General features: G+C 61.7%; 16 protein-coding genes. 3 read left to right on the top strand and 13 right to left on the bottom strand.

Translation table 11 applies throughout. From position 1 onward, the window contains the following. The first annotated feature begins 12 nt into the window (after positions 1–12). Positions 13–990: a nucleoside hydrolase gene (locus BCF11_RS11650; protein ID WP_098494888.1), complete on the top strand. Its 978-nt coding sequence runs from the start codon at positions 13–15 to the stop codon at positions 988–990. Positions 991–1,168: 178 nt separating this feature from the next. On the opposite strand, the gene BCF11_RS11645 is transcribed toward BCF11_RS11650, so the two are convergent. The 11 genes from BCF11_RS11645 to BCF11_RS11595 form a co-directional block, all read right to left on the bottom strand. Beyond that, positions 1,169–2,053 (bottom strand): amino acid ABC transporter substrate-binding protein, encoded by an 885-nt coding sequence (locus tag BCF11_RS11645; RefSeq protein ID WP_233212452.1) that lies wholly within the window; start codon positions 2,051–2,053, stop codon positions 1,169–1,171. Positions 2,054–2,262: 209 nt separating this feature from the next. Continuing rightward, on the bottom strand, positions 2,263–2,808 hold the full coding sequence (locus BCF11_RS11640) for a DUF3455 domain-containing protein (protein ID WP_098494887.1): 546 nt from the start codon (positions 2,806–2,808) through the stop codon (positions 2,263–2,265). A gap of 74 nt (positions 2,809–2,882) precedes the next feature. Further along, on the bottom strand, positions 2,883–3,770 hold the full coding sequence (locus tag BCF11_RS11635; protein WP_199110834.1) for a helix-turn-helix domain-containing protein: 888 nt from the start codon (positions 3,768–3,770) through the stop codon (positions 2,883–2,885). Between the two features lie 46 nt (positions 3,771–3,816). Then, positions 3,817–4,215 (bottom strand): nuclear transport factor 2 family protein, encoded by a 399-nt coding sequence (locus BCF11_RS11630; protein ID WP_098494886.1) that lies wholly within the window; start codon positions 4,213–4,215, stop codon positions 3,817–3,819. A gap of 125 nt (positions 4,216–4,340) precedes the next feature. Continuing rightward, a complete protein-coding gene (locus tag BCF11_RS11625) occupies positions 4,341–5,399 on the bottom strand; it encodes a YCF48-related protein (RefSeq protein ID WP_098494885.1) in 1,059 nt (352 codons plus the stop codon). Between the two features lie 8 nt (positions 5,400–5,407). Next, entirely contained in the window at positions 5,408–7,825 is a 2,418-nt protein-coding gene (locus BCF11_RS11620; RefSeq protein ID WP_098494884.1) for an RND family transporter, read from the bottom strand. A gap of 19 nt (positions 7,826–7,844) precedes the next feature. Next, positions 7,845–9,788, bottom strand: coding sequence for a DUF1302 domain-containing protein (locus BCF11_RS11615; protein ID WP_098494883.1), 1,944 nt, complete (start codon positions 9,786–9,788; stop codon positions 7,845–7,847). A 79-nt stretch (positions 9,789–9,867) separates the two neighbouring features. Beyond that, entirely contained in the window at positions 9,868–11,241 is a 1,374-nt protein-coding gene (locus tag BCF11_RS11610) for a DUF1329 domain-containing protein (RefSeq protein WP_233212451.1), read from the bottom strand. Positions 11,242–11,289: 48 nt separating this feature from the next. Then, positions 11,290–12,510 carry an MFS transporter gene (locus BCF11_RS11605; RefSeq protein ID WP_143751310.1) on the bottom strand — a complete coding sequence of 407 codons (1,221 nt, stop codon included), beginning with the start codon at positions 12,508–12,510 and terminating at the stop codon, positions 11,290–11,292. Between the two features lie 123 nt (positions 12,511–12,633). Next, the gene (locus BCF11_RS11600; RefSeq protein WP_098494881.1) at positions 12,634–13,482 is read right to left on the bottom strand and encodes an SDR family oxidoreductase; all 849 of its coding nucleotides are present in this window, start codon (positions 13,480–13,482) and stop codon (positions 12,634–12,636) included. Beyond that, complete coding sequence (locus BCF11_RS11595; protein ID WP_098494880.1) at positions 13,479–14,888, bottom strand: NAD(P)/FAD-dependent oxidoreductase; 1,410 nt, start codon at positions 14,886–14,888, stop codon at positions 13,479–13,481. Before BCF11_RS11595 ends, BCF11_RS11600 begins: the two co-directional genes overlap by 4 nt. 180 nt (positions 14,889–15,068) lie before the next feature. Here BCF11_RS11595 and BCF11_RS11590 point away from each other — a divergent pair, with 180 nt between their 5' ends. Together BCF11_RS11590 and BCF11_RS11585 are read left to right on the top strand one after the other, a co-directional pair. Continuing rightward, positions 15,069–16,103 (top strand): AraC family transcriptional regulator, encoded by a 1,035-nt coding sequence (locus BCF11_RS11590; RefSeq protein WP_158229181.1) that lies wholly within the window; start codon positions 15,069–15,071, stop codon positions 16,101–16,103. A 31-nt stretch (positions 16,104–16,134) separates the two neighbouring features. After that, positions 16,135–17,181 (top strand): alpha/beta fold hydrolase, encoded by a 1,047-nt coding sequence (locus BCF11_RS11585; protein WP_098494878.1) that lies wholly within the window; start codon positions 16,135–16,137, stop codon positions 17,179–17,181. Positions 17,182–17,237: 56 nt separating this feature from the next. Here the strand turns inward: BCF11_RS11585 and BCF11_RS11580 are convergent, their stop codons facing one another. Next, entirely contained in the window at positions 17,238–19,187 is a 1,950-nt protein-coding gene (locus tag BCF11_RS11580) for an alkaline phosphatase family protein (RefSeq protein ID WP_233212450.1), read from the bottom strand. A gap of 378 nt (positions 19,188–19,565) precedes the next feature. Beyond that, positions 19,566–21,842, bottom strand: coding sequence for a glycoside hydrolase (locus BCF11_RS11575; protein WP_098497456.1), 2,277 nt, complete (start codon positions 21,840–21,842; stop codon positions 19,566–19,568). Positions 21,843–21,890 lie beyond the last annotated feature (48 nt).

Here is a 21,890-nt window from a genome sequence, read left to right as displayed (position 1 = left end):
AGCGCAGCCGCCATGCTTGCCTGGACCAGGAACATCCTGAACGCAAGCCTGCCGGCCCTGGCAGTAACGCTAGCGTTACTGCTGCCCGCGCAAGCGGCACATGCGGCAGCAGCCGAGCAAGTCATCGTCGATACCGACATCGGCGACGATATCGACGATGCGTTTGCCGTGGCGTTGCTTCTCAACAGTCCCGGATTCGAGATCCTGGGTTTTACTACAGCCTGGGGCGATACCGGATTGCGCGCGCAGCTGCTGGAACGTCTGCTGCGCGAAACCGGCCACGGCGAGATTCCAGTGGCGCGAGGTATCGCCACCACCAGCATGACCCCTTTCACCCAGGCGCGCTGGGCGCAGCGCGGCAGCTCGCCGGCGCAGGCGCCGCCGGCAGTAGACTTCCTGCTGCAGCAGATCCGCCTGCATCCGGGTCAGATCACTTTGATCGCCCTGGGTCCCTTGACCAATATCGGCGCGGCGATCACGCGCGATCCGGCGACCTTTCGCCAACTCAAACGCGTGGTGCTGATGGGTGGATCGGTCCGGGCCGGTTACAGGAAATCCGAATACGTTGCGCCGCGTCCGCCAGACAAGGAATACAACATCGCGGCCGACATTCCTGCCGCGCAAAAACTGTTTACCTCAGGTGCGCCTATCGTGATGATGCCGCTCGATTCCACTCAGGTCAGGCTGGACGAAGCCGAACGCAACGCCTTGTTCGGGCATGGCTCGCCGCTGACCGATGCGCTGACGCTGCTTTACCACCAATGGACCGACAGTTATCAGCCATGGGCCAGCAATACGCCGACGCTGTTCGACGTAGTGCCGGTCGCCTACCTCGCCGACCGGCGTATCTGCCCGACCACGGCCATGCATATCGTGGTGGATCGGGAGGGCTACACCAGGGAGGAGGCAGGCGCCGCCAACGCCGAAGTCTGTCTGGCGCCCGACAAGCCGCTGTTCTTCGACTTGTTCATGCAGCGCCTGTTGCAGTAATCCTGCCGCCGCTAGTGTCGTGTCATGCCTTCGCTGTCGGTATATCGCGCCGGCCTTGGCCCGTAGCGCTAGGCGTGTCGAGGAGACATAGCGGGGCTATGGCGACGAGGCGCAACGACGCGATACGGGTCAAGGACAAGCGAGATGCCGACAGCGGAGACATGACACGACACTGTGGTTACTGGGCCGTCTTGTCCGATGGATAAAGCAGGGAATCGCGCAGCAGGTATCCCATGGGCATGCCCATGTTGATCTTCTTCGATCCGTGCGGCTGGGTGAACCAGAAACTGTAGATCTTCTGGAAATCGCCCTCGTTGATCATGCGCACCATCTCCTTGTCGACCAGCTGCTTGAAGGCTGGATCGTCCTTGCGGAACATCAGGGAATACTGCTCGATCGAGAGCGGATCGCCCAGCACGGTGAAGTCGGACGGCGTCTTGGCGGTGGCGCGCAAGCTGTACAGCAGCACATCGTCCATGGCGTAGGCATCGGCCTTGCCCTGCTCGACGAAGCTGAACGATTCGGCATCGTCCTTGGCTTCCACTACCTTGATATTCAGCGAGCGTACATTGCTGCGGTCGTTGACCAGGTCGATGGTGGTGGTGCTCTTGGTGATGACGATAGTCTTGCCGCGCAGGTCCGACCAGTTCTTGATGTCGCTGCCCTTCTTGACGATCATGCGCACGCTGGAAAAGAAGTTCGGCACGGTGAAGCCGACGCGTGTGCGGCGTTCGGCGTTATTGGTGGTGGAACCGCATTCCATGTCGGTCTTGCCCTCGATGATGCTGGAAAAGCGCGTGGTCGAATCGACCGGCACATAGGCCACCTTGAGGTTCGGCAGCTTCAGTTCGCGCTTCACCGCATCGGCGATCTTCAGGCACATGTCAATCGAATAACCGACGATCTGCTTGTTTTCATCGGTGTAGGAAAACGGTGCGGTTTCGCGATAGGCGAAGGTGATGGTCTGGCTGTCGCGGATCTTGCTAAGGGTGTCGCCGGCGCTGGCGGCTAGTGGTGTCAGAATACATAAGAAGGTCAAACCATGCTTGATCACACCACGCATACAGAAAACTCCGATAAGTCGCAAACGGCCGCCAGAGGCGGCCGGACAATTGATTGAGGGTGTTCATTTCCTCGCGACAATATAGCAGTACTTGATGCGCTTGCGGAGGCTGTTACAAATTGGATACATGATTTTACATGTGATTTTTACATGCGCTTTTTACATGTGATCAAAGCGCCAATTGCAGCCGCCGCTTGTGCTGCCGTGCCTTACGATTTGGCGGAATAGAAACGATAGACCGCCTGGTAAGGCACACGCGTCTGCTGGCCCAGCCGGGCCTGGTCGCAGCCGTCCGCCGGCGCCGCGCCGCCCAGGGTCTGCAGGCGCTGGATGCTTTGCGTCTGGCTGAAGATGCCGCTGCCGGAAGTGGATTTTGCACTCAGCAGCAGCCACGCGATGGCGTCCGCATCTGGCGCCTTGCTCTGCGCCTGGACGGCGCCGACTACCTTGCTGCCGTCATTCGATTCCCAGGTCGGGCCGGCGTAGTGCTTGCCGATCTTGTTGTCGTGCAGATCATACAGCTCGGCTTGCGGCGCCACGAAATGCCATTCGAACTTCGATGCGTCCGCAGTCGCCGCCGCACATTGGTAGATTTGCACGCCGGTGGCCTTTGCCTCCAGCGTCAGCACCTGGGTTGATGCGACCTGCAGCTTGTCCGGCACCGTGATCGGCGCCAGCGCCGGGGTGCTCGCGCAGCCGGCAAGAAACGGCGCGCAGCCCGCCAGTAGCGCAGCGCTTAATACTTTTTTCAACATGTTGTTTTCTCCGCAATAAGGTTGGCACAGGCACATGGTTGCCTGAAAGCATCGCTATTGTAAGCGCTGCGCCCCTACTCCGCTGGCGCGGCCGGAGCCCTGGCCTTGAACCACGCCGCGGTAGCCGCATCGGCCGGGAAAAATGATTCGATCCGCAACTCATGCACGGTGACGTCATGCGGCGTGCCCATGGTGGCGATCGAGGTAAACAGGTTGAGCTCAACGCCGTCCTTGCGAATCGTCATCGGCAGGAAAGGCAGCACCCGTGTATCGAGGTTAGGCATCTGCGTCGCCGCCTTGATGCCAGGTAGCGCTACCAGCTGCTCCAGCAACGCGATGGCTTCGCTGCCGGGGCCGTCGCTCATGGCTTCGCGCTGGATCCAGTGCAGCAGGTCGGCGCTGACATCCTGCCAGTTGAGCAAGTGCTTGCGGATCGCCTGCGGGTCCAGCATCAGCTTGAGGACGTTGACGCCTTCGCGCGGCAGCGGCTGCGTTTCAGGCAGATCCAGCAGCCAGCGGATCATCATGGCGGCCGGGCCGTTGCTCATCACTAGGTTCCACAGCCGGTCCACCACCAGCGCCGGATACGGCGCCTGCTGCGCCAGCATGAAATCCAGCGCCTGCTTGACCGCGGCCAGTTCGGGATCGGACAATTTGCGCTCCTGGTAGGCTGGCGCGAAACCCGCCGCCAGCAGCATCACGTTGCGCTGGCGCAGCGGGATGTCGAGCGCCGTACCCAGCTTCAGGATCAGCTCCCGGCTCGGCTGCGAGCGGCCGCTCTCCAGGAAGCTGATGTGGCGCTGCGAGATATGGCTCTCGGCAGACAAGCGCAGCTGGCTATAGCCGCGCTTGTCGCGCCAGTAGCGCAATGCCGCTGCAAAGTCGTTGAAGTAGCGGTGCCGCGCGCCCTGCTCTGAACCGGCGCCGCTGTCCGGTTCCGCCACCATTTGTGCTGCACCCATGAGCTGCCTCCGAAGAATTATGCGCAGTGTAGCGCGCTATCCGCGGCTATGCCGGCACCGTCATCGCATCCAGGAAACCGGTGACGCTGCGGATGCGGCCGTCGGCCGCCACCACCGCGATGTCGGTGCCGTAGGCCACCGGCTCGGCACCGTCGGCGCCCAGAGTCCAGGAAAAGCGCACGACATCGTTGTGGCCGTCCTGCTTGCCGTGCAGGCGGAAGCGGAGGCCGGCGAACTGCTGCTGCACCGCGCCTATCATGGCGTCCAGGCCGTCGTGGCCGGCGCTGCGCGCCATCGGATCGAGATACACCGCATCTGGCGTAAACACCTTGGCGATCAGGGCGCGGCGGCGCACCGCATCGGCTTCGCTCCAGGCCGCGATGTAACGGCTGGCGATGGCATTGGCTTGATCGGCGATAGTGGCAGTGTGGTTGATGTCAGTCATGATCGTGCTCCTTCAAGGTTTCAGTGGTTTGGGGAGAATGCGTTGTCGTTGTCGACAGAAACATTCTCCGCCTGCCAGAGAGCACGGTCGATTACCTCCCAGGTAATCAAATCAAGGAGTGCCGGCTAGGGCTGGGTCAGCGTCCCGGCGGCCAGCGGCTTCATGACGCCCGCCATGGAAAACAGCGCCAGTTGCGCCGGCTCCGGCCCGGGTGTTTTCAGCAGCGCGGTGAGAGGAGCATCGCCGGCGCCTTGGCGCGCTGTGAAATGGCGGCCGCCATCGCTGCTGAACAACAGCGCGCCGCCCATGCCGCCCACCACCAGCTCCTGCGCGGACAGCCGGGCGACATCGGTCAGCGACTGCGTGGTGCCGGAGGCCACCGCCTGCCAGCTCTTGCCGTCGTCATTGCTGCGGACGATGTGGCCGCGCATGCCGGCCGCCACCACGCTGCTCTGGCCATTATCGGAAAACGCCAGCGCGCTCCACAGCGAGCCCTTGGCGCCGCTGTCGATCACGTCCCAATGCTTGCCGCCGTCTTCCGAGCGGAATACCGTACCGGCTTCCGCCATGACCAATAGCGTGCCGCTCGGCGTGGGGAGGATGCGGTACAGGTGGCGGTCGGCGGCATCGCCGCTGGCCAGTTTCAGCTCGCTCCAGCTGGCGCCGCCGTCGCTGCTGCTCAAGGCCATGCCGAACAAACCCACGGCGATGCCGTTGCTGGCGTCGCCGAACCAGATCGACAGGATCGGCTGTTCCTGGCCGTACTGCTGGCGCAGCAGTTGCCAGTTTTCGCCGCCGTCGGTGGTTTTCAGGACCACGCCGTCATGGCCTGCGGCCCAGCCGGTATTACGGTCGATGAAGCACACCGTGGTCAGCATGGTGCGGGTCGGTACGCTGCGCGCCTGGCGGTATGTGCTGCCATCGTCGGACAGCAGGATGACGCCGTGCTCGCCTACCGCCACTATCCTGCTGCCCGCTCCTAAGCCGGCGGTGGCGGCAGCCAGCAAAGGACTGCTGCTCGCCTGCGGACGGATTAGGGCGGGCCGCCTGGTCGGCCAGTCGGATGCGGCCTGGTCAGCCGCACGTGTACTCGGGCTAAGCACCGCCAGTGTGAATAAACCGGCCATCAGCAAGCCGCCCAAACGGACTGTCTTTTGATATGGAACTGTTGACGCTGCAAACATGGATATCCTCAATGAGCCGCATAAGACGGTGTGCGCAGCATGCCGGCGCGGCGCGGGAACAGGCCCTCCAGCACCACGGCGAAGGCCGGCAGCAAGGTCACCGCCATCACCATGTTGACCAGGAACATGAAGGTCAGCAGCTTGCCCATGTCGGCCTGGAACTGCAGCGGCGAGAACGACCAGGTGGCGACCCCGATCGATAGCGTCAGCGCGGTAAACACTGTCGCCACGCCGGTTTCGTGCAAGGTGCGTTCGAGCGCGCTGCTGATATCGAGGCCGGCGCCCAAATGCAGCTGCAGGCGGTTATAGATATAGAAGGCATAGTCGACGCCGATGCCGGTGGCCAGCACCATCACCGGCAAGGTCGCTACCGTCAGGCCGATATTCAGGTCCTTCATGAACCAGTAGCCCAGCCAGGTGGCGACCGTCAAAGGCAGACAGCAAGCCAGCATTGCGCGCCAGTCGCGGTAGGCCAGTAGCACCAGCAGCAGGATGGCGCCGTAGACATACAGCATCATCGGCAGTTCGCTGCGCTCCAGCACCTCGTTGGTGGCGGCCTGGACGCCAGCATTGCCGCTGGCCAGGCGGATCTTCACACCGCTCAATTGATTGGCGCGGCGGAATTCCTCGACCGCGGCGACCACGCTCTTGATGGTGACGGCCTTGTGATCGCTCAGGTACAGGTTGACGCCTTGGGCCCGGCAATCGGATGAAGAGAAGCCGTGCAGCTGGTTGTTGGCGCTGCCGAACTGCGAGCCGAGGCCGCGGGCGTCGCGGGTGATGGTGTTCATTTTCGGATTTCCTTCGTTGAGGCCGGCATTGACGCCCTTCAGCACATCGGCCACCGAGCGCACCGACAGCACGCCGGGTACGCCGCTCATCTGCTGTGCAAAATCATCCATGAACAACTGGGCATCGGGGCGGGCACAGGCGTCCAGCTGGCCTGCCGGCGCTACTTCAAACACGACGGTCAGCCAATCCAGCCCGACATCGAAACGCGTCGTGATGTCGGCGGCATCGCGGTTGAAGCGCGCCTCCGGCCGCAGCTCGGCGGCGCCGGCCTGCAGGCTGCCGACATGGCGGCCCTGGCTTTGCCAGACAGCGACGCCGAGCAATGCTGTTCCCAGCGCCACCACGATCCAGGCGTTGCGCGGCCGCGCCACCAGCGCCAGGCCGCTGAGCCAACGGCTGTGCTGCTCACGGCGGCCGATGGCGCGCTGCGCGTATTCACGCGAAAAACTGAAATAGGAAGCGGCAAGCGGCAGCATCACCAGGTTGGTGACGATCTTGTAGCCCACCCCTATCGATGCCGCGATGGCCAGCTCACGTATCATCGGAATCGGAATCAAGGTCAGCGTAATGAAGCTGATGAAGGCCGTTACGAGCGCCAGCGTGCCGGGTATCAAGAGTCCGGTGAAACTGTGCCGTGCCGCCAGTTCGGTACTCTTGCCGTCGGCGATTTCACGGACGATGAAATTGATCTGCTGCACGCCATGCGAAACGCCGATGGCGAACACCAGGAAGGGCACCAGGATGGCTAGCGGATCGAGGCCGAAACCCAGCAGCCTGAGGGTGCCGAACTGCCACACCAGCGAACTGAGCGAGCACACCAGCGGCAGCAAGGTCAGGCGCAGCGAACGGCAGTACCAGTACACCGACAGGCCGGTCAGCAGCAAGGCGATACCGAAGAACAGCATGACCTTGCTGGCTTCTTCGCCGATATCGCCGATGGCCTTGGCGAAGCCGATGATCTGGATTTCCACATCGGCGTTTTCAAACTGTTTGCGCACCTTGTCTTCCAGCAGCTGGTTGAAAGTGCGGTAGTCGAGCGGCTGGCTGGTTTGCGGATCGCTGTCCTGGAGCTCGGCCAGCACCATGGCGCTGCTCTGGTCGCGCGACACCAGGTTGCCGAGATAGCCGCCGGCGGCGACGCGCTCGCGGATGTCGGCGATCACCTGCGGATTGAGCTTTTCCGGAATGATCTCGCCGCCGGTGATCGGCAACGCCTTGAAACCCTCTTCCGTGATTTCAGTGAAGAAAACGTTGGGAGTCCAGAGCGACATGACGCTGCTGCGATCCACTCCCTGCAGATAATTCACGGCCTCGGTCACGCCCAGCAGCTGGCGCAGCACCGGCGGATTCCAGATCGTGCCGTGGCGCGCATGCACCACCACGATCAGGCGGTTGGCGCCGAACAGCGCCTCGCGGTACTGGTTGAAGGTCTTGATGTATTCATGCTGCTGCGGCAGGGTCTTTTCAAACCCGGCCGACATGCGCAAGCCCAGCGCCAGCACCGCCATGCACGCGGTGAACGCGGCAAAGGCCAGCAGCACCGGCAGGCGCCGCCTGAAGAGGACAGATTCCAGCCGGGCCACCATGCGCAGCAGCCGGCTGTCCTGCGGAAGATGTTGCGTTGAACCGCTCATGCTTGCATCCAATCCCTGGTCAGAACGAAGTCGTGAAACTGAAAGTGGCGAAGTCGCGGTCGCGCATCAGGTTGGACTGGCCGCCACCGTAATTGTGGGTGTAGTCGACCCGCATCTTGGTAGCCGGCTTGGTCTTGAAATCGACGGTCAGGCCAACCACCACGGCGCCCGCTCCCTGGATGAAACCAGGCAAGGCGCTGGCCGACACGCCGGACATGCCATACGACAGCGACAGGTCTGGCGCATAAGAAGCCTGGCCGCCGAACGCGGCTGGATAGTTGACGCCGATCTGCGCCACCAGGCCGCTGGACAGCTTGGTCGGCACCCGGTAATCGGAGGTGACCGAATACGGAATTCCCTGGTTGAGATCGAGATCTGGATAGTAGGCCGCCGCCACCTCGGAAGTGAACGAGCCCTCGGTCGCGCCTAGCGCCCGCAGCAGGCCACCGAAACTGCCGCCCGGGGTGAAGATATTCAGGGCGGTCAGGTGGAACTGGTACTTCTTCTGGTCGACCGCGCCGCGGCAGACATAGCCGGTAGGACGGTAATTGACCGGATTGAGGTCGGCGTTGCAGTAATACGGATTGGCCGGATTGGCGACGATGGTCGGATCGATCGGAATGCTTTCCTTCGGCCGGAACGACAGTTCCGTGCCAAAAGCCCAGTCGCCGGCGCGGGTGTTGTAGGAGACGCCGAACAGGTTGCGGTCTTCAGCGTAGTCCAGATAGATATCCTGCCAGCCGAAGGGATTGGCGCTAGTGCCCTGGTTGACGCGGATGCTGGCGAACGGGATCTTGTCGTGATAGCGCACGTAGTACAAGGCCAGCTCGTCGCCGCTGTCGGGAAAGGTGTAGCGCGTGGACAGGCCGAACTGGCCGCTGTTCCTCGGATTATGATCGATGCCGCGCGGGATCACGCTGCCGCTGTGGACCAACGGGCCATACAGCGGATTGAGATTGGGATCGGCCAGCTCGCCCGCTGTCAACTGACGGTTGAACGGCAGTCCGGTGCTCGGATTGACGCCGATGATGCGGGTGCCGGTATCGCCGACCGTGCCCGGCGGCGCCGGCGGTAGACCGAGCGGACCGGTGACGGAATTGACCAGCGAGGTCGGCAGGAAGGCGCCGCTGGAGCCGCGTCCGACGATATCGCTGGTGGAAAAGAAGGTGCCAACCGGATCGAATTCATAGCCGTTCCAGCGGGTCTGATAATAGCCTTCCACGCTCAAGCCTTTTGCCACTTCGGCGTTGAGCGAGAGGATAGGCGCCGGCCGGAATATTTCCTTGAGCTGGACGCCCGGACTGTGTGCGCGCCGGACGTCGATGGAGTTGATCGAATTGATCCCGCCGGGAATAAAAATGTCTTCGCCCCAGCTGATCACCTGGTTGCCGACCCGCACCCGCACCGGATGCTGGTCGATCTCGAATTCCTTGTTGACATAGGCATCCAGCAGGCGGATGTCGTGCACTGCATGGCTACGGGCGTCCGGTTCCAGATCGGCGTAACCGGTGCGGTCGGCGGCGAAGTCGTAGGACCAGGCGGCGCGCATCAGGCCGCTCCAGCCGTCCGGCGCCTTCAGGTACAGATCGTGCACACCGCGCAGGGCAGCCGAAAACACCTGCCCGCTTTTATAGTTGAGGTTGCCGTTGTCCTGGTTGAGCCGGGTCAGGTCGTAGGACTGGTTGAAATTGAGCGGATCGCGGCGCGCGATGTCGACCTGGCCGCTGCTGGCGCAGCCGCCGTTGTCCTGGCCGATGAAGCTGCAGTTGGGACTGGAGGTGCGTACGCCGACGCCGAAGGAAACCGAAGAATCGAAACTGCCGCTCAAGCCGTTGCCGAGATCAAACTGCTCCGCCCTGGCCGCATGGCTGAACACCGTCGAACTGCCCCAAACCAAAGCCACTGCCATGCCAGGCCGGAAACTGCACAAGCGGCCCTTCTTCCTGTTCGCCATCTTCTTCATTCCTGTCTCTCCCCGGGATCCGAACAAACTGCGCGATTTTTATTGGCGGCGGCCAGCCGTGCGGCTACCGCCATGGCTGTCAGCGAGTAGCGAAGCGGCGCAGGCCGTCAGGCTCGAACATCGATTCCTTGACCCGGCCATCGCGGCCGGCCAGCCAGTCGGACTGCTTTTGCCCGGCCGGGATCCGTTCGGCGATGTAGCGTCCCAGCGCCAGGTCATGGCTGGCATAGGCTTCCTGCACGCAAGCCGGCAGCTCGGTCGCCATCACCACCCCGCTTTCCATCACGCGCTGGACCTTGCCCTGGCCGTCGTACAGATCCTGCACCAGGATTTGCCAGGAATCTTCATCCAGATAAAAGGTCCGCTTGGGGAAGGTATGGCGCGCGCCCTGCTTGACGGTGGCTTCGATTTCCCACACGCGGTGGGTTTCGTAGCGCGCCAGGTCGCGGCTGAGGAAAGTCGGCTGCACGACGTCGCCGATCTTAGCCTGCACCGAATTGAGCTTGTTCCAGTTGTAGGGAACGATCATTTCCTTCTTGCCGGCCAGCTTGTAGTCGTAGCGGTCCAGCGGGCCGTTGTACATGGTGTACTGATCGATGGTTTCCAGGTTTTCATCGTTGAGGATGGGAGCATCGTAGGAATAGGTCGGCGCGCGCCGCACCCGGCGCTGGCTGGCGAAGTACAGCCAGATATCATTCGGTTTGCCGATATAGGCGTGCGACAAGGTGACGTCGCCGGCAAACTGGGCCGGTGCGATATACGGACTGAGGTAGAGCGACTCGACCCCCTTTGCGCCGGCGATATTATTGTTCTTCGGCTCCGACAGCGGGAACATGATGTAGTCCTCCTGCACCAGCGGCTGGCCGATGTCGCTGCCGCCTTTCGGCGGCACCACCGTGGAGTAGGCCCAGGTCAGGCCCTCGCCCTGGTAGCGCATCTTGAAGTTCCACATGGCTTCGACGCCGCTGGCCGGCATCGGGAACGGGTAGCCGGCGGTCTTGGCTTCCGCCAGTTCGTAGCCGTTGGCGGCCAGCTTGGCGAAACCGACATTTTCCTTGCTGCGCTGGTAGACCACCTCCGGATAGCCGCAGGAACGATGCGTCGGATACACATCCACGCGATAGCCCTTGATGCTCTTGATCAGCTGCACCTGGCCGGGCGACAGCTTGGCGGCATATTTATCGACATTGGCGGCATTGATCGAATACAGCGTCTTGTCGGCCGCATACGGATCGGGCCGCGGCTGGCCGGCCTTGTAGCCACCTTGCGGATTGACGTCACCGCCGCTCCAGGCCGGGATCACGCCATCCTTGCTGCCGGCTTTTTCGGCGCCTACCGGGGTCAGCTCGGCGCCCAGTTTCGAAGCTTGCTGCGCCCATACCAGCGGCGCCAGCAGGCAGGCGATGGAGAGCATTAGCAGCGAAGCTTTCGGTTTGATCGGGTGCATTTTCATTTTTATATCTCCTCGCAGGTCAAAGCACAAAAATTTAGAAAGCGCAGTTCACTTGGCGGCGGCGGTGCGGCGGGTGGCTGGGGCAAAGGCGATCGCCACCAGCGGAATGCCCAGCAGCACCACGGCTCCCAGCACCATGCCGAAGCGCTCGGCGCCGAGGGCGCTCAGCAGCCAGCCGGCCGCGGTGGTGCCGAACGCCACGCCGGCCAGCGTCACTACCACGGTACGCGACACCAGCGAGCCGTCGCTGTCGATCTCGGACAGCAGGCCGGTAAGGAAGGGAGTCAGCGCGTAGAAGCCGATATTCAGCAGCAGCTGGCTGCTGAAATAAGCGGCGCCGCTGCGGGCCGAGAAGAACCACATCACCGACACCATCATCAGCAGCAGCGCCGCCACGATAATCACGCGCCGATGCTGGTGGCTGCCGCGCCAGGAAGAGGCGATGCAGCCGAGGAAACCGAGAAAGGAAGAAATCGACAACAGGATGCCGATGGTCGAAGTTGCCAGTCCGGCATGCTGCCCGGCCAGCTCGGTCACCGCCCACTGGCCGGCCTGCACGCCATAGATCAGGATGGTGAGCAGCCAGACGGCGCCTATGCGCAGCCATGGCAAGGCGCCGGCGGATGTCTTTTTTACGGCGCGGCCGTCATGGACGATGGCGCGGCCGGCTTGCAGCAGCACTGGCGCGGCGCACAGCGCCAGCATGGCCAGCGCCAGGAACAGCCACTGCGCCGCCCAGCGTTCCGGCAGGTAGGAAATGCCGATCAGCAGCGCGCCGTTGACCAAGCCGGCCACCAGCACGATCACGCCCCAGATGCGCTCGGCGGATGGCTGGTTGGCGACCCTGGCCGCCACCAGCATGAAGAGCATGCCTTCGAACACGCCGGCCATGCCGCGCGCCATGCCGACTGCCTGCGCCGTCGCCAGCAGCGCACTGGCGGCCTGCATCGCCACAGTCCCCAGCATGCCGAGCCAGGCAAAGCGGCTGGCATGCCGTGCTACCAAGTGCGGCAGCAGCATGCAGCTGAGCGCCATGCCCAGCATTTCAAAGCCGGTCATCATGGTGGCCTGGCCCTCATCCAGGCCGAAGCGCAGCATCAGGGTGGCAACGATGAAAGGCGTCAGGATAGTACCGTTGATGGCTACCGCATAGACGATCGCCAGGCGCAGCATTTCGCGCCGCCCCGGCGCTGCCGGCGACAGCGGCTTGCCGGCGGCGGCATGCATGGATGGGGCCTGAACAGTAGCGGGCGCTGCGCTTGAAGCCATGTCGTCATCTCCCTTGGACGGGTGTTTTATATTGGTACAGCGGGATAGCTCATCCTGCGTCGGCGACCATCCGTCTATCGCGGAATTCGGCCTCCTTGGTTTTCTGGTGCTACCTTTTGACTGCTACCAGCGCACCACCTGGCTGGTCAGGCCGCGCTCTTCCAGATAGCGCTTGCGGCCGGCCTGGCCCTTCTTTTCAAACCAGTTGATGATCTTGCCGATCCGGTTCGGAAACAGCATCGCCAGCCTGACCAGCATGGCGTCGGACATTTTCGGGTAACGCTCGTAGCGCGGATCCAGCAGCATCCGCAGCATCTCGTCCGCCACGTGCGAGGGGCTTTGCGGCGGATCGATGAAGTTGAGCGCGCTGCCGCCGGTCAAGGCTTCATGCCGCAGCTGCGCGGTATCCACCGAAGAAGGCAGGATACCGCCGACCTTGATGCCCTTCTTTTCAAAATCCACCGCAATCGACAAGGTGGCGCCGCGCAATCCGAACTTGCTGGCACTGTACAACGGACTCTCCGGCATCGGCAAGACGCCGCCCAGCGAAATCGTGTTGATGATGCGCGGATCGGGCGCGAGTTTCAGCAGCGGCACCATGATGCGCGCCAGCAGCAGCGGCGTGATCAGGTTGATCTGCAAATCGCTTTCGATATGGTCCAGCGCATATTCGTCGAAACGGTCGGTGCGCACCACGGCGGCGTTGTTGAGCAGGATATCCAGGTGGCCGAACTGTTCCTCGACTTGCTGGCGGATCTGTTCCAGCAAGTCGCGCCGGCACAGGTCGCCAGCAATCAGCAGCGGCTTGCCCTTGAGGCCGGCGGCCAGTTCGTCGAGGCCGGCCTGGTTCAAATCGCACAGGACCAGCCGCAGGCCGGCATCGTCCAGGCGCTTGGCGATCTCGCGGCCGATGCCGCCGGCGGCGCCGGTCAGCAGGGCGACCCGGCCGGCAAATTCCGGACCGAGCTTCATGCCGCCTCCTTCAGTGCATTTTTCTGGAGTTGCGGTGTTTGTTCCGGCTGCGGCTTGAGCATCTGCGCGTAGTCGCCATCCCGCAATGCCGGCCAGCCGATGCGCTTGTGCAGTTTCTTCAGGTAGCGCTTGAGCGCATGCACTTCCAGGTAGACGGTATGGCGCTGCGACTTGATGAACTTGATGCCGCCGGAAAGATCGGGATCGTCATGCGCGATCAGTTCATCGAAGGCGCGCACTCGTTCCGGTCCGGCGCCTTCGACGAACTGATCGCGCAGATAGCTGGCGATCAAGTGAGCTTGTGCGTCGAACAACTTGAAGGCGCTGGAATTGGTTTCGATATAGCCGATGCCGAACAGGTTGTGGTGCACGCGGTTGAACACCGACAGATACATCTGCGGCCGTCCGCCCTGCCATTCGAAATAGCTGCCGGCGTAAGGCGCGCTCCATTTATAACCGGTGGCGTACAGCACCAGGTCCAGCTGCTCGCGGCTGCCATCCTTGAACACCACCTCGTCGCCATCGTAGCGTTCGACATCCGGCCGCACGGCGATATTGCCATGCTGCAGATGATGCAGCAGCTGGGTATTCATCAGCGGATGGCTTTCAAACAGCTTGTGGTCCGGCTTCGGCAGGCCGAAGCGGGTGAGATCGCCGGTGATCATCTTGAGGATGCCGCTGAACACCGGGCGCTCCAGCCACATCGGCAGCTGCGGACCCTTTTCGGCAAACTCGTCGGACGGCACGCCGAACAGGTGCTTGGGGATGAAGTGGTAGCCGCGCCGCATGCTGATGAATGCGGTATCGGCATAGGTGGCGGCATCACAGGAAATGTCAGCGCCCGAATTGCCGGCGCCGACCACCATCACGCGCTTGCCCTTGAATTCCTCGCCGCGCTTGTAAGTGACGGAATGGCGGATCTCGCCGTTGAACTGGCCCTTGATTTCCGGCAGGCTGGGATCCCAGTTGCAACCGGTGGCGCAGATCACCGCGCCATAACGGCGCTGCTCGCCGTTCTCCAGCGTCACTTGCCAGCGGCCGTCCGCCAGCTTGTCTATGCTGCGCACCGAAACACCGAAGCGGATGTTGTCGTACAGGCCAAAGGCGCGCGCGAACGATCTTACATAGCTGACAATCTGCTGGTTGGTCGGGTAGTCGGGATAGTCTTTTGGCATCGGGAAGTCGGCGTAGCCGGACTGGTCGCGCGATGAAATGAAATGGGCCGATTCGTACATCGGGCTGCCCGGGTTGTCCATGTCCCAGATGCCGCCGACATCGCTGTGGCGCTCGAACTGCTCGTAGCTGACGCCCTGCCGCTTCAGCGCGCGGGCGGCGCTGAGGCCGCCGGGGCCGCCGCCGATGATGCACACTGTCGCGTTATTGCTGGAAACGGATGAAGCACTCATAGACTCTCTCCTGAACACAAGCTGGTGATTGAATTCTTTTGCGTGCCTCAAATGTATCCAAGTCAGCGGCGCGGAGTGAGGGCCGAAACGGACGGCGTAAGGGTCTTAAACGGACAGAATATTGTCCGGCATGTGCATCTCCTCTGGACAGGCTGTGTTCTTGTGATCACAATGAAAAGCATGAAACCGACCGCCAAACCGGAACGCCTCGACCCGCGCTATTCCACCGCATCGATCAATCCGCTGACGCCGCGCTACCTATCGATCGTGGCGCACGAGCGCGGCTACGACAGCGATTCGCTGTGCCGCGGCCTCGGCTTCAGCGTCGACGACCTGAACCAGCCCAACTTCAAGATTTCCTATCGCCAGGGCAGCATGATGATACGCCGCGGCCAGAAGCTGATCGGCGATACCGGGCTGGGGCTGGCGGTGGGCAGCCGGCAGACGCTGGTGTCGTGGGGGCTGGTGGGCTTCGGCATGATGACCTGCGCCACCTTGGGCGAAGCCAGCGAGATGGGCATCCATTACCAGAAAGGCGCCGGTTCGCTGATCCATATCGCCATGGAATTGCAGGGCCAGCAAGTGGCGATCCTGGCCGATCCGCAGTTCTACGATCCGGATATCGAAATGTTCCTGATCGAGGAAGCGTTTTCCAGCATGGTCAACATCGTGCGCCACCTGGTCGGCCCGCAGTTCACGCCGAGTGCGATCGAACTGGTGTACCAGGCGCCGCCGCATGCCGCCATCTACGATACGATTTTCCGTTGCCCGGTACGCTTCGGCTGCTCGCGCAACCGCCTGATCACCGACGTCAACTGGATGAATTATCCGCTGCCGACTTATGACGCGCTGGTAGCCAAGACGGCCATTAAACTGATCGAAGAGAACCTGGCGGTAGAACAGGAAAAGATCGATCTGTCGACCACCATTGAACGCGCGATCCGCGACAACCTGAAGGATTTGCCGAGCTTGCAAAGCATCGCTTCGACCCTGAATATCGGCGAACGGACTTTGCGCCGGCGCCTCAACGACGCCGGCTTCTCCTATCAGAGCCTGCTGGAATCGGTGCGCAAATCGCGGGCGCTGGAACTGCTCTCGCATTCGAAGTTTTCAGTGGCCGATGTGGCGGCGGAAACCGGCTTCAAGGACGTGCGTAATTTCCGGCGCGCATTCAAGCGCTGGACCGGCGTGGCGCCGACCGAGATCCGGGAGTAATATCGCAATTCATCGTTAAACAAAAGACAACATGACTACTTCATTTTCCTTATGTCTCGCCGGCGCGCTGCTGAGCACATCCCTTGCCGCCGCTGCCGCACCGGCAGCACCAGCGGCAACAGCGGCTGCAGCAACGGCCGCAGCGGCCTACGGCCAGGAACTGCAAGGCTTCGCCTATCCCCACGAAATAAAGCACTTTGCCTTTGAATCGCAAGGCGAGCACTTGCAGATGGCGTATATGGATGTGGCCGCGGCCGGCGCGGCCAACGGCCGCACCGTGGTGCTGCTGCACGGGAAGAATTTCTGCGGCGCGACCTGGGAGCAGACCATCAGCGCCTTGAGCACGGCCGGCTACCGCGTCATCGCGCCCGACCAGATCGGCTTTTGCGCCTCCAGCAAACCCGAGCATTATCAATATACCTTCCAGCAGCTGGCCATCAACACCCATGCGCTGCTGGAACATCTGGATATTCACAAGGCGACCGTCATCGGCCACTCCACCGGCGGCATGCTGGCCACGCGCTACGCCTTGCTGTATCCCGAGCAGGTTGCGCAGATGGTGATGGTCAATCCGATCGGCCTGGAAGACTGGAAGGCGCTCGGAGTGCCGCACCGTTCGGTGGACCAGTGGTACCAGCGGGAATTGAATTTCAAGGCGGACGATCTGCGCAAGTATGAATTCAACACCTATTACGTCGGCCACTGGAAGCCGGAATACGAGCGCTGGGTAGACATGCTGGCCGGCCTCTACCAGGGCCCCGGCCGCAAGCTGGTGGCGTGGAACTCGGCGTTGATCTATGACATGATCTTTACCCAGCCTGTGGTCTATGAATTCAAGGATCTCAAGGTGCCTACCCTGCTGCTGATAGGCGATGCCGATACGACTGCGATCAGCGGCGACATCGCGCCGCCGGATGTGAAGGCAAGGATCGGAAAATACAATGTGCTCGGCAAGCAGGCCGCCAAGCTGATTCCGCAATCCACCCTGATCGAATTCGCCGGCCTGGGCCACGCGCCGCAGATGGAAAAGCCGGAGGAGTTTCATAAAGCCTTGCTGGGCTGGCTTGCCAAGCAATAGAACAACAGGCCGTCCCGGGCGCTGCATGAGCCGATCTGCGTTACGGCGTGGGCGATCTATGGATTCAAGCTTGCCAGCGACTGCCCTGAACTGAACAGGCCGGCGATTTCCTTTTTCGTCAGCACCCGGTTCCAGATCGCCAGGTCATTGAAATCCATCTTGCCCTTGTCGCCGTAACCGCGGCTGAAATAGCTTCCGGTTGCGTCCTCGTTCAAACCGAAACGGCGCAAGCCAGCCAGCTTGCCGACATCCAGGCCAGCAAGGTTGACGCTGCCCTGCTGCAAACCTCTCACACTGTCGCCGACATACACTTGCGCGGTGCGGCTGGCGCCGTCGACGGCAAGCGCCAGATATACCCATTGGTCCGGAGTGAAGCCCAGCCCATCCAGATCGGCGCGCGCAATACCGTCGCCAAAATTGAAACGGATGCTGTTGCCCCACTGGGCAATGGCAATGCCGGAAAACTTGCCGTTGGCATAATCCTTGTTGGCAAGTATCGGTGTGTCGCTTTGCTGGCCGCCGGACCGGAACCAGAAGCCGATGGAAAACTGCGGGCTGGCGGAAAGCACCGTATCTTCCAGCCGGTAGCCACTGATGGCCGAGTCGCTGTACAGCGCCAGGCCGCCCAGTCCGTCGCTGCCAAAGCTCGCCGCAACGCCGTTCTCCCAGGGAGCGATGGGCGGGCCGGCGCGACGGTCGAGCAAATCGTTCTCCATCAGGTGGAGGTGCGCCAGTCCATCCAGCAACGCCGGACTGAGCGGCGTCGGCCGGCCAAGATCGGCGCGCGCCAGATAGGCCACCGGAACCTGGTTGAGCACCACGCTGTAATTGATGTCGACCACCTCGTCTTCAAATCCCTGCAAATCGCTGTCGGTGTATTCGTTCACGCTATCGCTGAGCTGCGCTATCTGTTTGCCGTCGCGATAAATCGTCAACGGCTTGCCGGATGGCGCAGACGAGACGCGCCACTGCAGCGTGACGCTGCGCGCCTGCTTGTCGGCCTGCGCCGTCAGCTGCCGCACACCCAGCTCGCCGATCAAGGGAACGCCGTCGATCCGATAGCTGTCCGGATTGCGCCTGATGCCCATATGGGCCATGACGCTGGGTACGATATCGGCCTGCGTGGCATTGCCGTACAAACCGTTGAAGCCCTTGTCGGCCGGATCGGAGAACGGCGCGCTGAACTGGGCATTGGCGGCCTTGTTGATGGCGATGAAGGTGGTTTTTTCACTTAAGGTCTGATTGCCATGGTTATGACCATCCGGCAAGGCGCGGCCGTGATCCGGAGTGACGATCACCAGCCAGTCTTCATCCGCATGATCTTGCTGGCGCTGCTGCAGCGCTGTCAGCAACTGGCCGACCTGGGCGTCGACCGTCTCGATCGCCGCCTGGTAAGCAGGCGTAAAGCCGACCTCGTGGCCGGTCAGGTCGGGTTCGTCAAAATGGGCGAAGATGAAATCGAAATCACCGAAGCGCAGCGCGCCGCTGACCTTGTCCGCCACGCATTGGTCGTCTTCGCTGCACTTCTCGGCGCGATCGATATAGCCGAGGGCAATGTCGCGCGCGAAGTTGTCGTTGATAGTGTCCCAGCTGACGATGCTGGCGGTACGGCGCCTGACGTCGGCATTCTTGACCAGCTGGAAAATGCTTTCGGCCTGGCTGCGCAGCTTGCTATCGTTGGACGTCACCTTGTGGCGGTTGACCCAGCCGCCCGTGAGGATGGTGGTCCAGCCCGGGCCGCTATAAGTCGCCTGTTCCGTGACACTGCCGGCCACCCCGCCGATATAGCTCTTGGCGATGCCGAAACTGGCGATATTCGGCGCCCGACCGTTGGCAACGGCTTCCAGCAGTTTCTCGTACTGCATGCCGTCGACGCCGATCACCAGCGCCTTGTGCTTGCTGTAATCAATCACGACCGGCTGCGAGCCGGCATTCAATTCTCCGCCGCCGCAGGCGTTCAGCAGAACCACGGCCAGCGTCGCCAGGACCAGGCCCCGATATTTCACGCGACTATTTCTTGTAAGCATGCTTTCCTCGGTATCAAAATCTTGGAATTAATAAACAATCAAGATTGTTAAAAAGCCTACATTGTTATTGCCAAATATGTCCGCGACGTGACCTGCGCATGACCTGAAGATGACAAAACTTATGCAAGCTTCTGCAGCTCAACCGGGACCGAGGATCTTCTTCGTTTCGACAATCAGCAAGCCGATGCAGGCTGCGATCAGCAGGAGCAGCGATTTGCAGAAATGCATTGGCCAGGTTCGGACGGAGGTCCGCAGTCTGACAGGGCATTACATGATGCTCTTCCCATGCTTCAACGGCGAACCTGCCACGTTTCCGAAGCGGTCCGACGCCTGTTATCAGTAAAAATCCAAGCCTGGCTACAGGCCATGGTGCTTCACGACGCTGGCAAAAACCGTGGTCTTGCCATCAGGTGTATTCGCCGTCACGCTGTAGGCAGGGAAGCGCTGTCCATTGAAAACCTGCTGCTTGCCGGAGAAATTCGCCACCTGCCAGGTGCCGTCGGCAAAACGGGTTTCCTGCAACTGGCGATCGGCTGAGAGCCAGCGGAATCCTGTCAGGGCCTGATACGCCAGCCGTTCATGCATGGGACGGAAGAATGCATCCTGGCGCTGCATCTGCGGCAGGCGCGCGGCCAGGGCGCCTGCGCTCAGATGGAACAGCGGAGGGACGTTGTACAGCAGTTGCGCCAGTTCATTTTCGCGGCCGACATTGTTCAGCTTGAGGTTGTCGAAGCCCCAGTGATGGGTGGTGATGACGGAATCATGGAATACCGCCTGATACAGAGGCAGGCGCGCAGCCGGATCGAAATAGATGCTGCGATACAGCGCTTTCAAGGGCGCGGCCTTGAACATATTGCTCGGTTCTTCGGGCGGATAATAATTGCCGAGGTAGTAAGGAGAATTCTTGTCCTTGTACATCTCCTTGTCGCCCCAGCCTATCACCGGCGTCTGCATGCCATGGGCAAAGAATATGCCTTGCGCCGTCACCGCGTTGCCGTCTTCCGAACCGGCCGGCATCTGCCTGTTTTCAGAAATCCAGCGCGTGCTGGCGGCGTTGGCTTCGGCATTCCTTGCCATGGTCATCGGTGCAGTCTGCCGATAATCGTCAAACAGCATGCCGGCTGCATAGGCATCCAGGAACCAGCTGTTAAATCCTGTTTTTTCTTGTAAAGCCGCCACTCGGGCCTCCATCAGAGGCTGCATGCAGACCGGATTGGTGTAATGGCCGGATTGATTGAAGCCTGATTTGAGCTTCCCATCCTTGAGCACAATGGCGCACTCGCGATAGGCCTTTCCGCCCAGATGCGCGGTGGCCCAGTCAGGATTGAAACCAAGCGGCAAAGCCGTTTCATAGGAATCGTAGGGGCCGATCAGATAGCCAGCCTTGACCCCGGCGGCAATCGCCTCCGGATGCCACAAACCGCCTTCCCAGCCCTCGCCGAGACCAATCCACAGGCGCGACAGCCCCGCTTGGCGCAACTGTTCCATGGTGGCGATGGAGACACCGCCACCCCAGTTTGCGGGATCGGCAGTCAGCGCCCGCGCAAACACCTGCGTCGCTTCCAGCCGCAATTCGCCATAGCGGTTCGCCAGCCGCTGGACATCGAGAGCCTCGGTCTGCCAGGCTTCACGGGCGATGGCGTCAAGCGCGGCATTGAAAGCGCGGATCAATGCCGTTTCCTGGTATTTGCCGAGGTTCGCGCCAGCTTCGGCCAAGACCTTCCTGCTGTCGGCATCGAAGTGCTTGCGCAGATTGATTGCCAGCGCTTCCTTACCGCGCAAAATCGCCAGAAAAGCCGGCCAGCTGCTGACATCCTTGGCAGCAATCAGTCCAGCACCCCACAGATAGGCATGCGAGGCGCCGATCAGCTTGACCGCACTCGGGCTTTTGCCGATCTTCTCCTTTAACGATTCAAAGCGGCCCGCCGTCATCAGCCATGTGCGATAACGCTTGGCGCCGGCAAGCAGATCGGCCCCTCCCAAATGCAGGGTGAGCGTCATCGGGGTGTCCGGCGACAGGGAAGTGAATTCATGGCTGAGCTTGAGCCCCAATCCACTGCCGTCCTGATCGGCATTGAAATCAAGCCGATTATTAAAAGGATTCGTCATCATCCAGTGCAATGAAAAATCACCGTGGTCCAGCCCCCACAGCGGCAGACTAAGATCTTGCGTGGTGTTCAGGCTGGCCATTTGCTGCAGGAGGAAATCGCGCCAGATCTTGCTGTCGCGGGCGACATAGTGGCCTTCGGCCAACGGCAGGATCAGACCGCGGCCGATGGCCGTTGCAGGCTGCCTGAGCAGCATCAGTTCGCCGGCGGTGCTGGCGTGTATGGTCAAATTCAGGTCGCCGTCGTCGAGTTCGGCGGCGATCCGGTAGGCGCCGTCATTCCATTCCCAACTGGCCGTGGCGGCCGTGCTTTGCAAGTCGGAGACCCGGTGCCTGCCGACGCCGGAGGAGACCGGCACGGCCGGCCCCTTGGCCGGGGTGACCTCGATCTCCAGCGTGGCGGGATCGAGCGCCACCCGCCAGCGCGGATTCTCCAGCATGGTGAGCGTGCCCGCCTGGGCGTAACAGGCGGCCAGCATCAATGCCGTGCTCAATAGCAGGCGCCGATAAAACGAGGGATTTTTCATCAAGGTCAAATCATTTAAGCCGTGGAAACTTAGTATCCACGCATTACA

This window comes from Collimonas sp. PA-H2 (assembly GCF_002564105.1).
In the GTDB taxonomy this organism is placed as follows: Bacteria; Pseudomonadota; Gammaproteobacteria; order Burkholderiales; family Burkholderiaceae_D; genus Collimonas.
This window is presented reverse-complemented; position numbering and strand designations above follow the sequence as displayed.

Bases quoted from the DNA above. Each gene is read 5' to 3' on its own strand.
- BCF11_RS11650 (WP_098494888.1), top strand. From the start codon at position 13: ATGCTTGCCTGGACCAGGAACATCCTGAACGCAAGCCTGCCGGCCCTG.
- BCF11_RS11645 (WP_233212452.1), bottom strand. From the start codon at position 2,053: ATGCGTGGTGTGATCAAGCATGGTTTGACCTTCTTATGTATTCTGACA.
- BCF11_RS11640 (WP_098494887.1), bottom strand. From the start codon at position 2,808: ATGTTGAAAAAAGTATTAAGCGCTGCGCTACTGGCGGGCTGCGCGCCG.
- BCF11_RS11635 (WP_199110834.1), bottom strand. From the start codon at position 3,770: ATGGGTGCAGCACAAATGGTGGCGGAACCGGACAGCGGCGCCGGTTCA.
- BCF11_RS11630 (WP_098494886.1), bottom strand. From the start codon at position 4,215: ATGACTGACATCAACCACACTGCCACTATCGCCGATCAAGCCAATGCC.
- BCF11_RS11625 (WP_098494885.1), bottom strand. From the start codon at position 5,399: ATGTTTGCAGCGTCAACAGTTCCATATCAAAAGACAGTCCGTTTGGGC.
- BCF11_RS11620 (WP_098494884.1), bottom strand. From the start codon at position 7,825: ATGAGCGGTTCAACGCAACATCTTCCGCAGGACAGCCGGCTGCTGCGC.
- BCF11_RS11615 (WP_098494883.1), bottom strand. From the start codon at position 9,788: ATGAAGAAGATGGCGAACAGGAAGAAGGGCCGCTTGTGCAGTTTCCGG.
- BCF11_RS11610 (WP_233212451.1), bottom strand. From the start codon at position 11,241: ATGAAAATGCACCCGATCAAACCGAAAGCTTCGCTGCTAATGCTCTCC.
- BCF11_RS11605 (WP_143751310.1), bottom strand. From the start codon at position 12,510: ATGGCTTCAAGCGCAGCGCCCGCTACTGTTCAGGCCCCATCCATGCAT.
- BCF11_RS11600 (WP_098494881.1), bottom strand. From the start codon at position 13,482: ATGAAGCTCGGTCCGGAATTTGCCGGCCGGGTCGCCCTGCTGACCGGC.
- BCF11_RS11595 (WP_098494880.1), bottom strand. From the start codon at position 14,888: ATGAGTGCTTCATCCGTTTCCAGCAATAACGCGACAGTGTGCATCATC.
- BCF11_RS11590 (WP_158229181.1), top strand. From the start codon at position 15,069: ATGAAACCGACCGCCAAACCGGAACGCCTCGACCCGCGCTATTCCACC.
- BCF11_RS11585 (WP_098494878.1), top strand. From the start codon at position 16,135: ATGACTACTTCATTTTCCTTATGTCTCGCCGGCGCGCTGCTGAGCACA.
- BCF11_RS11575 (WP_098497456.1), bottom strand. From the start codon at position 21,842: ATGAAAAATCCCTCGTTTTATCGGCGCCTGCTATTGAGCACGGCATTG.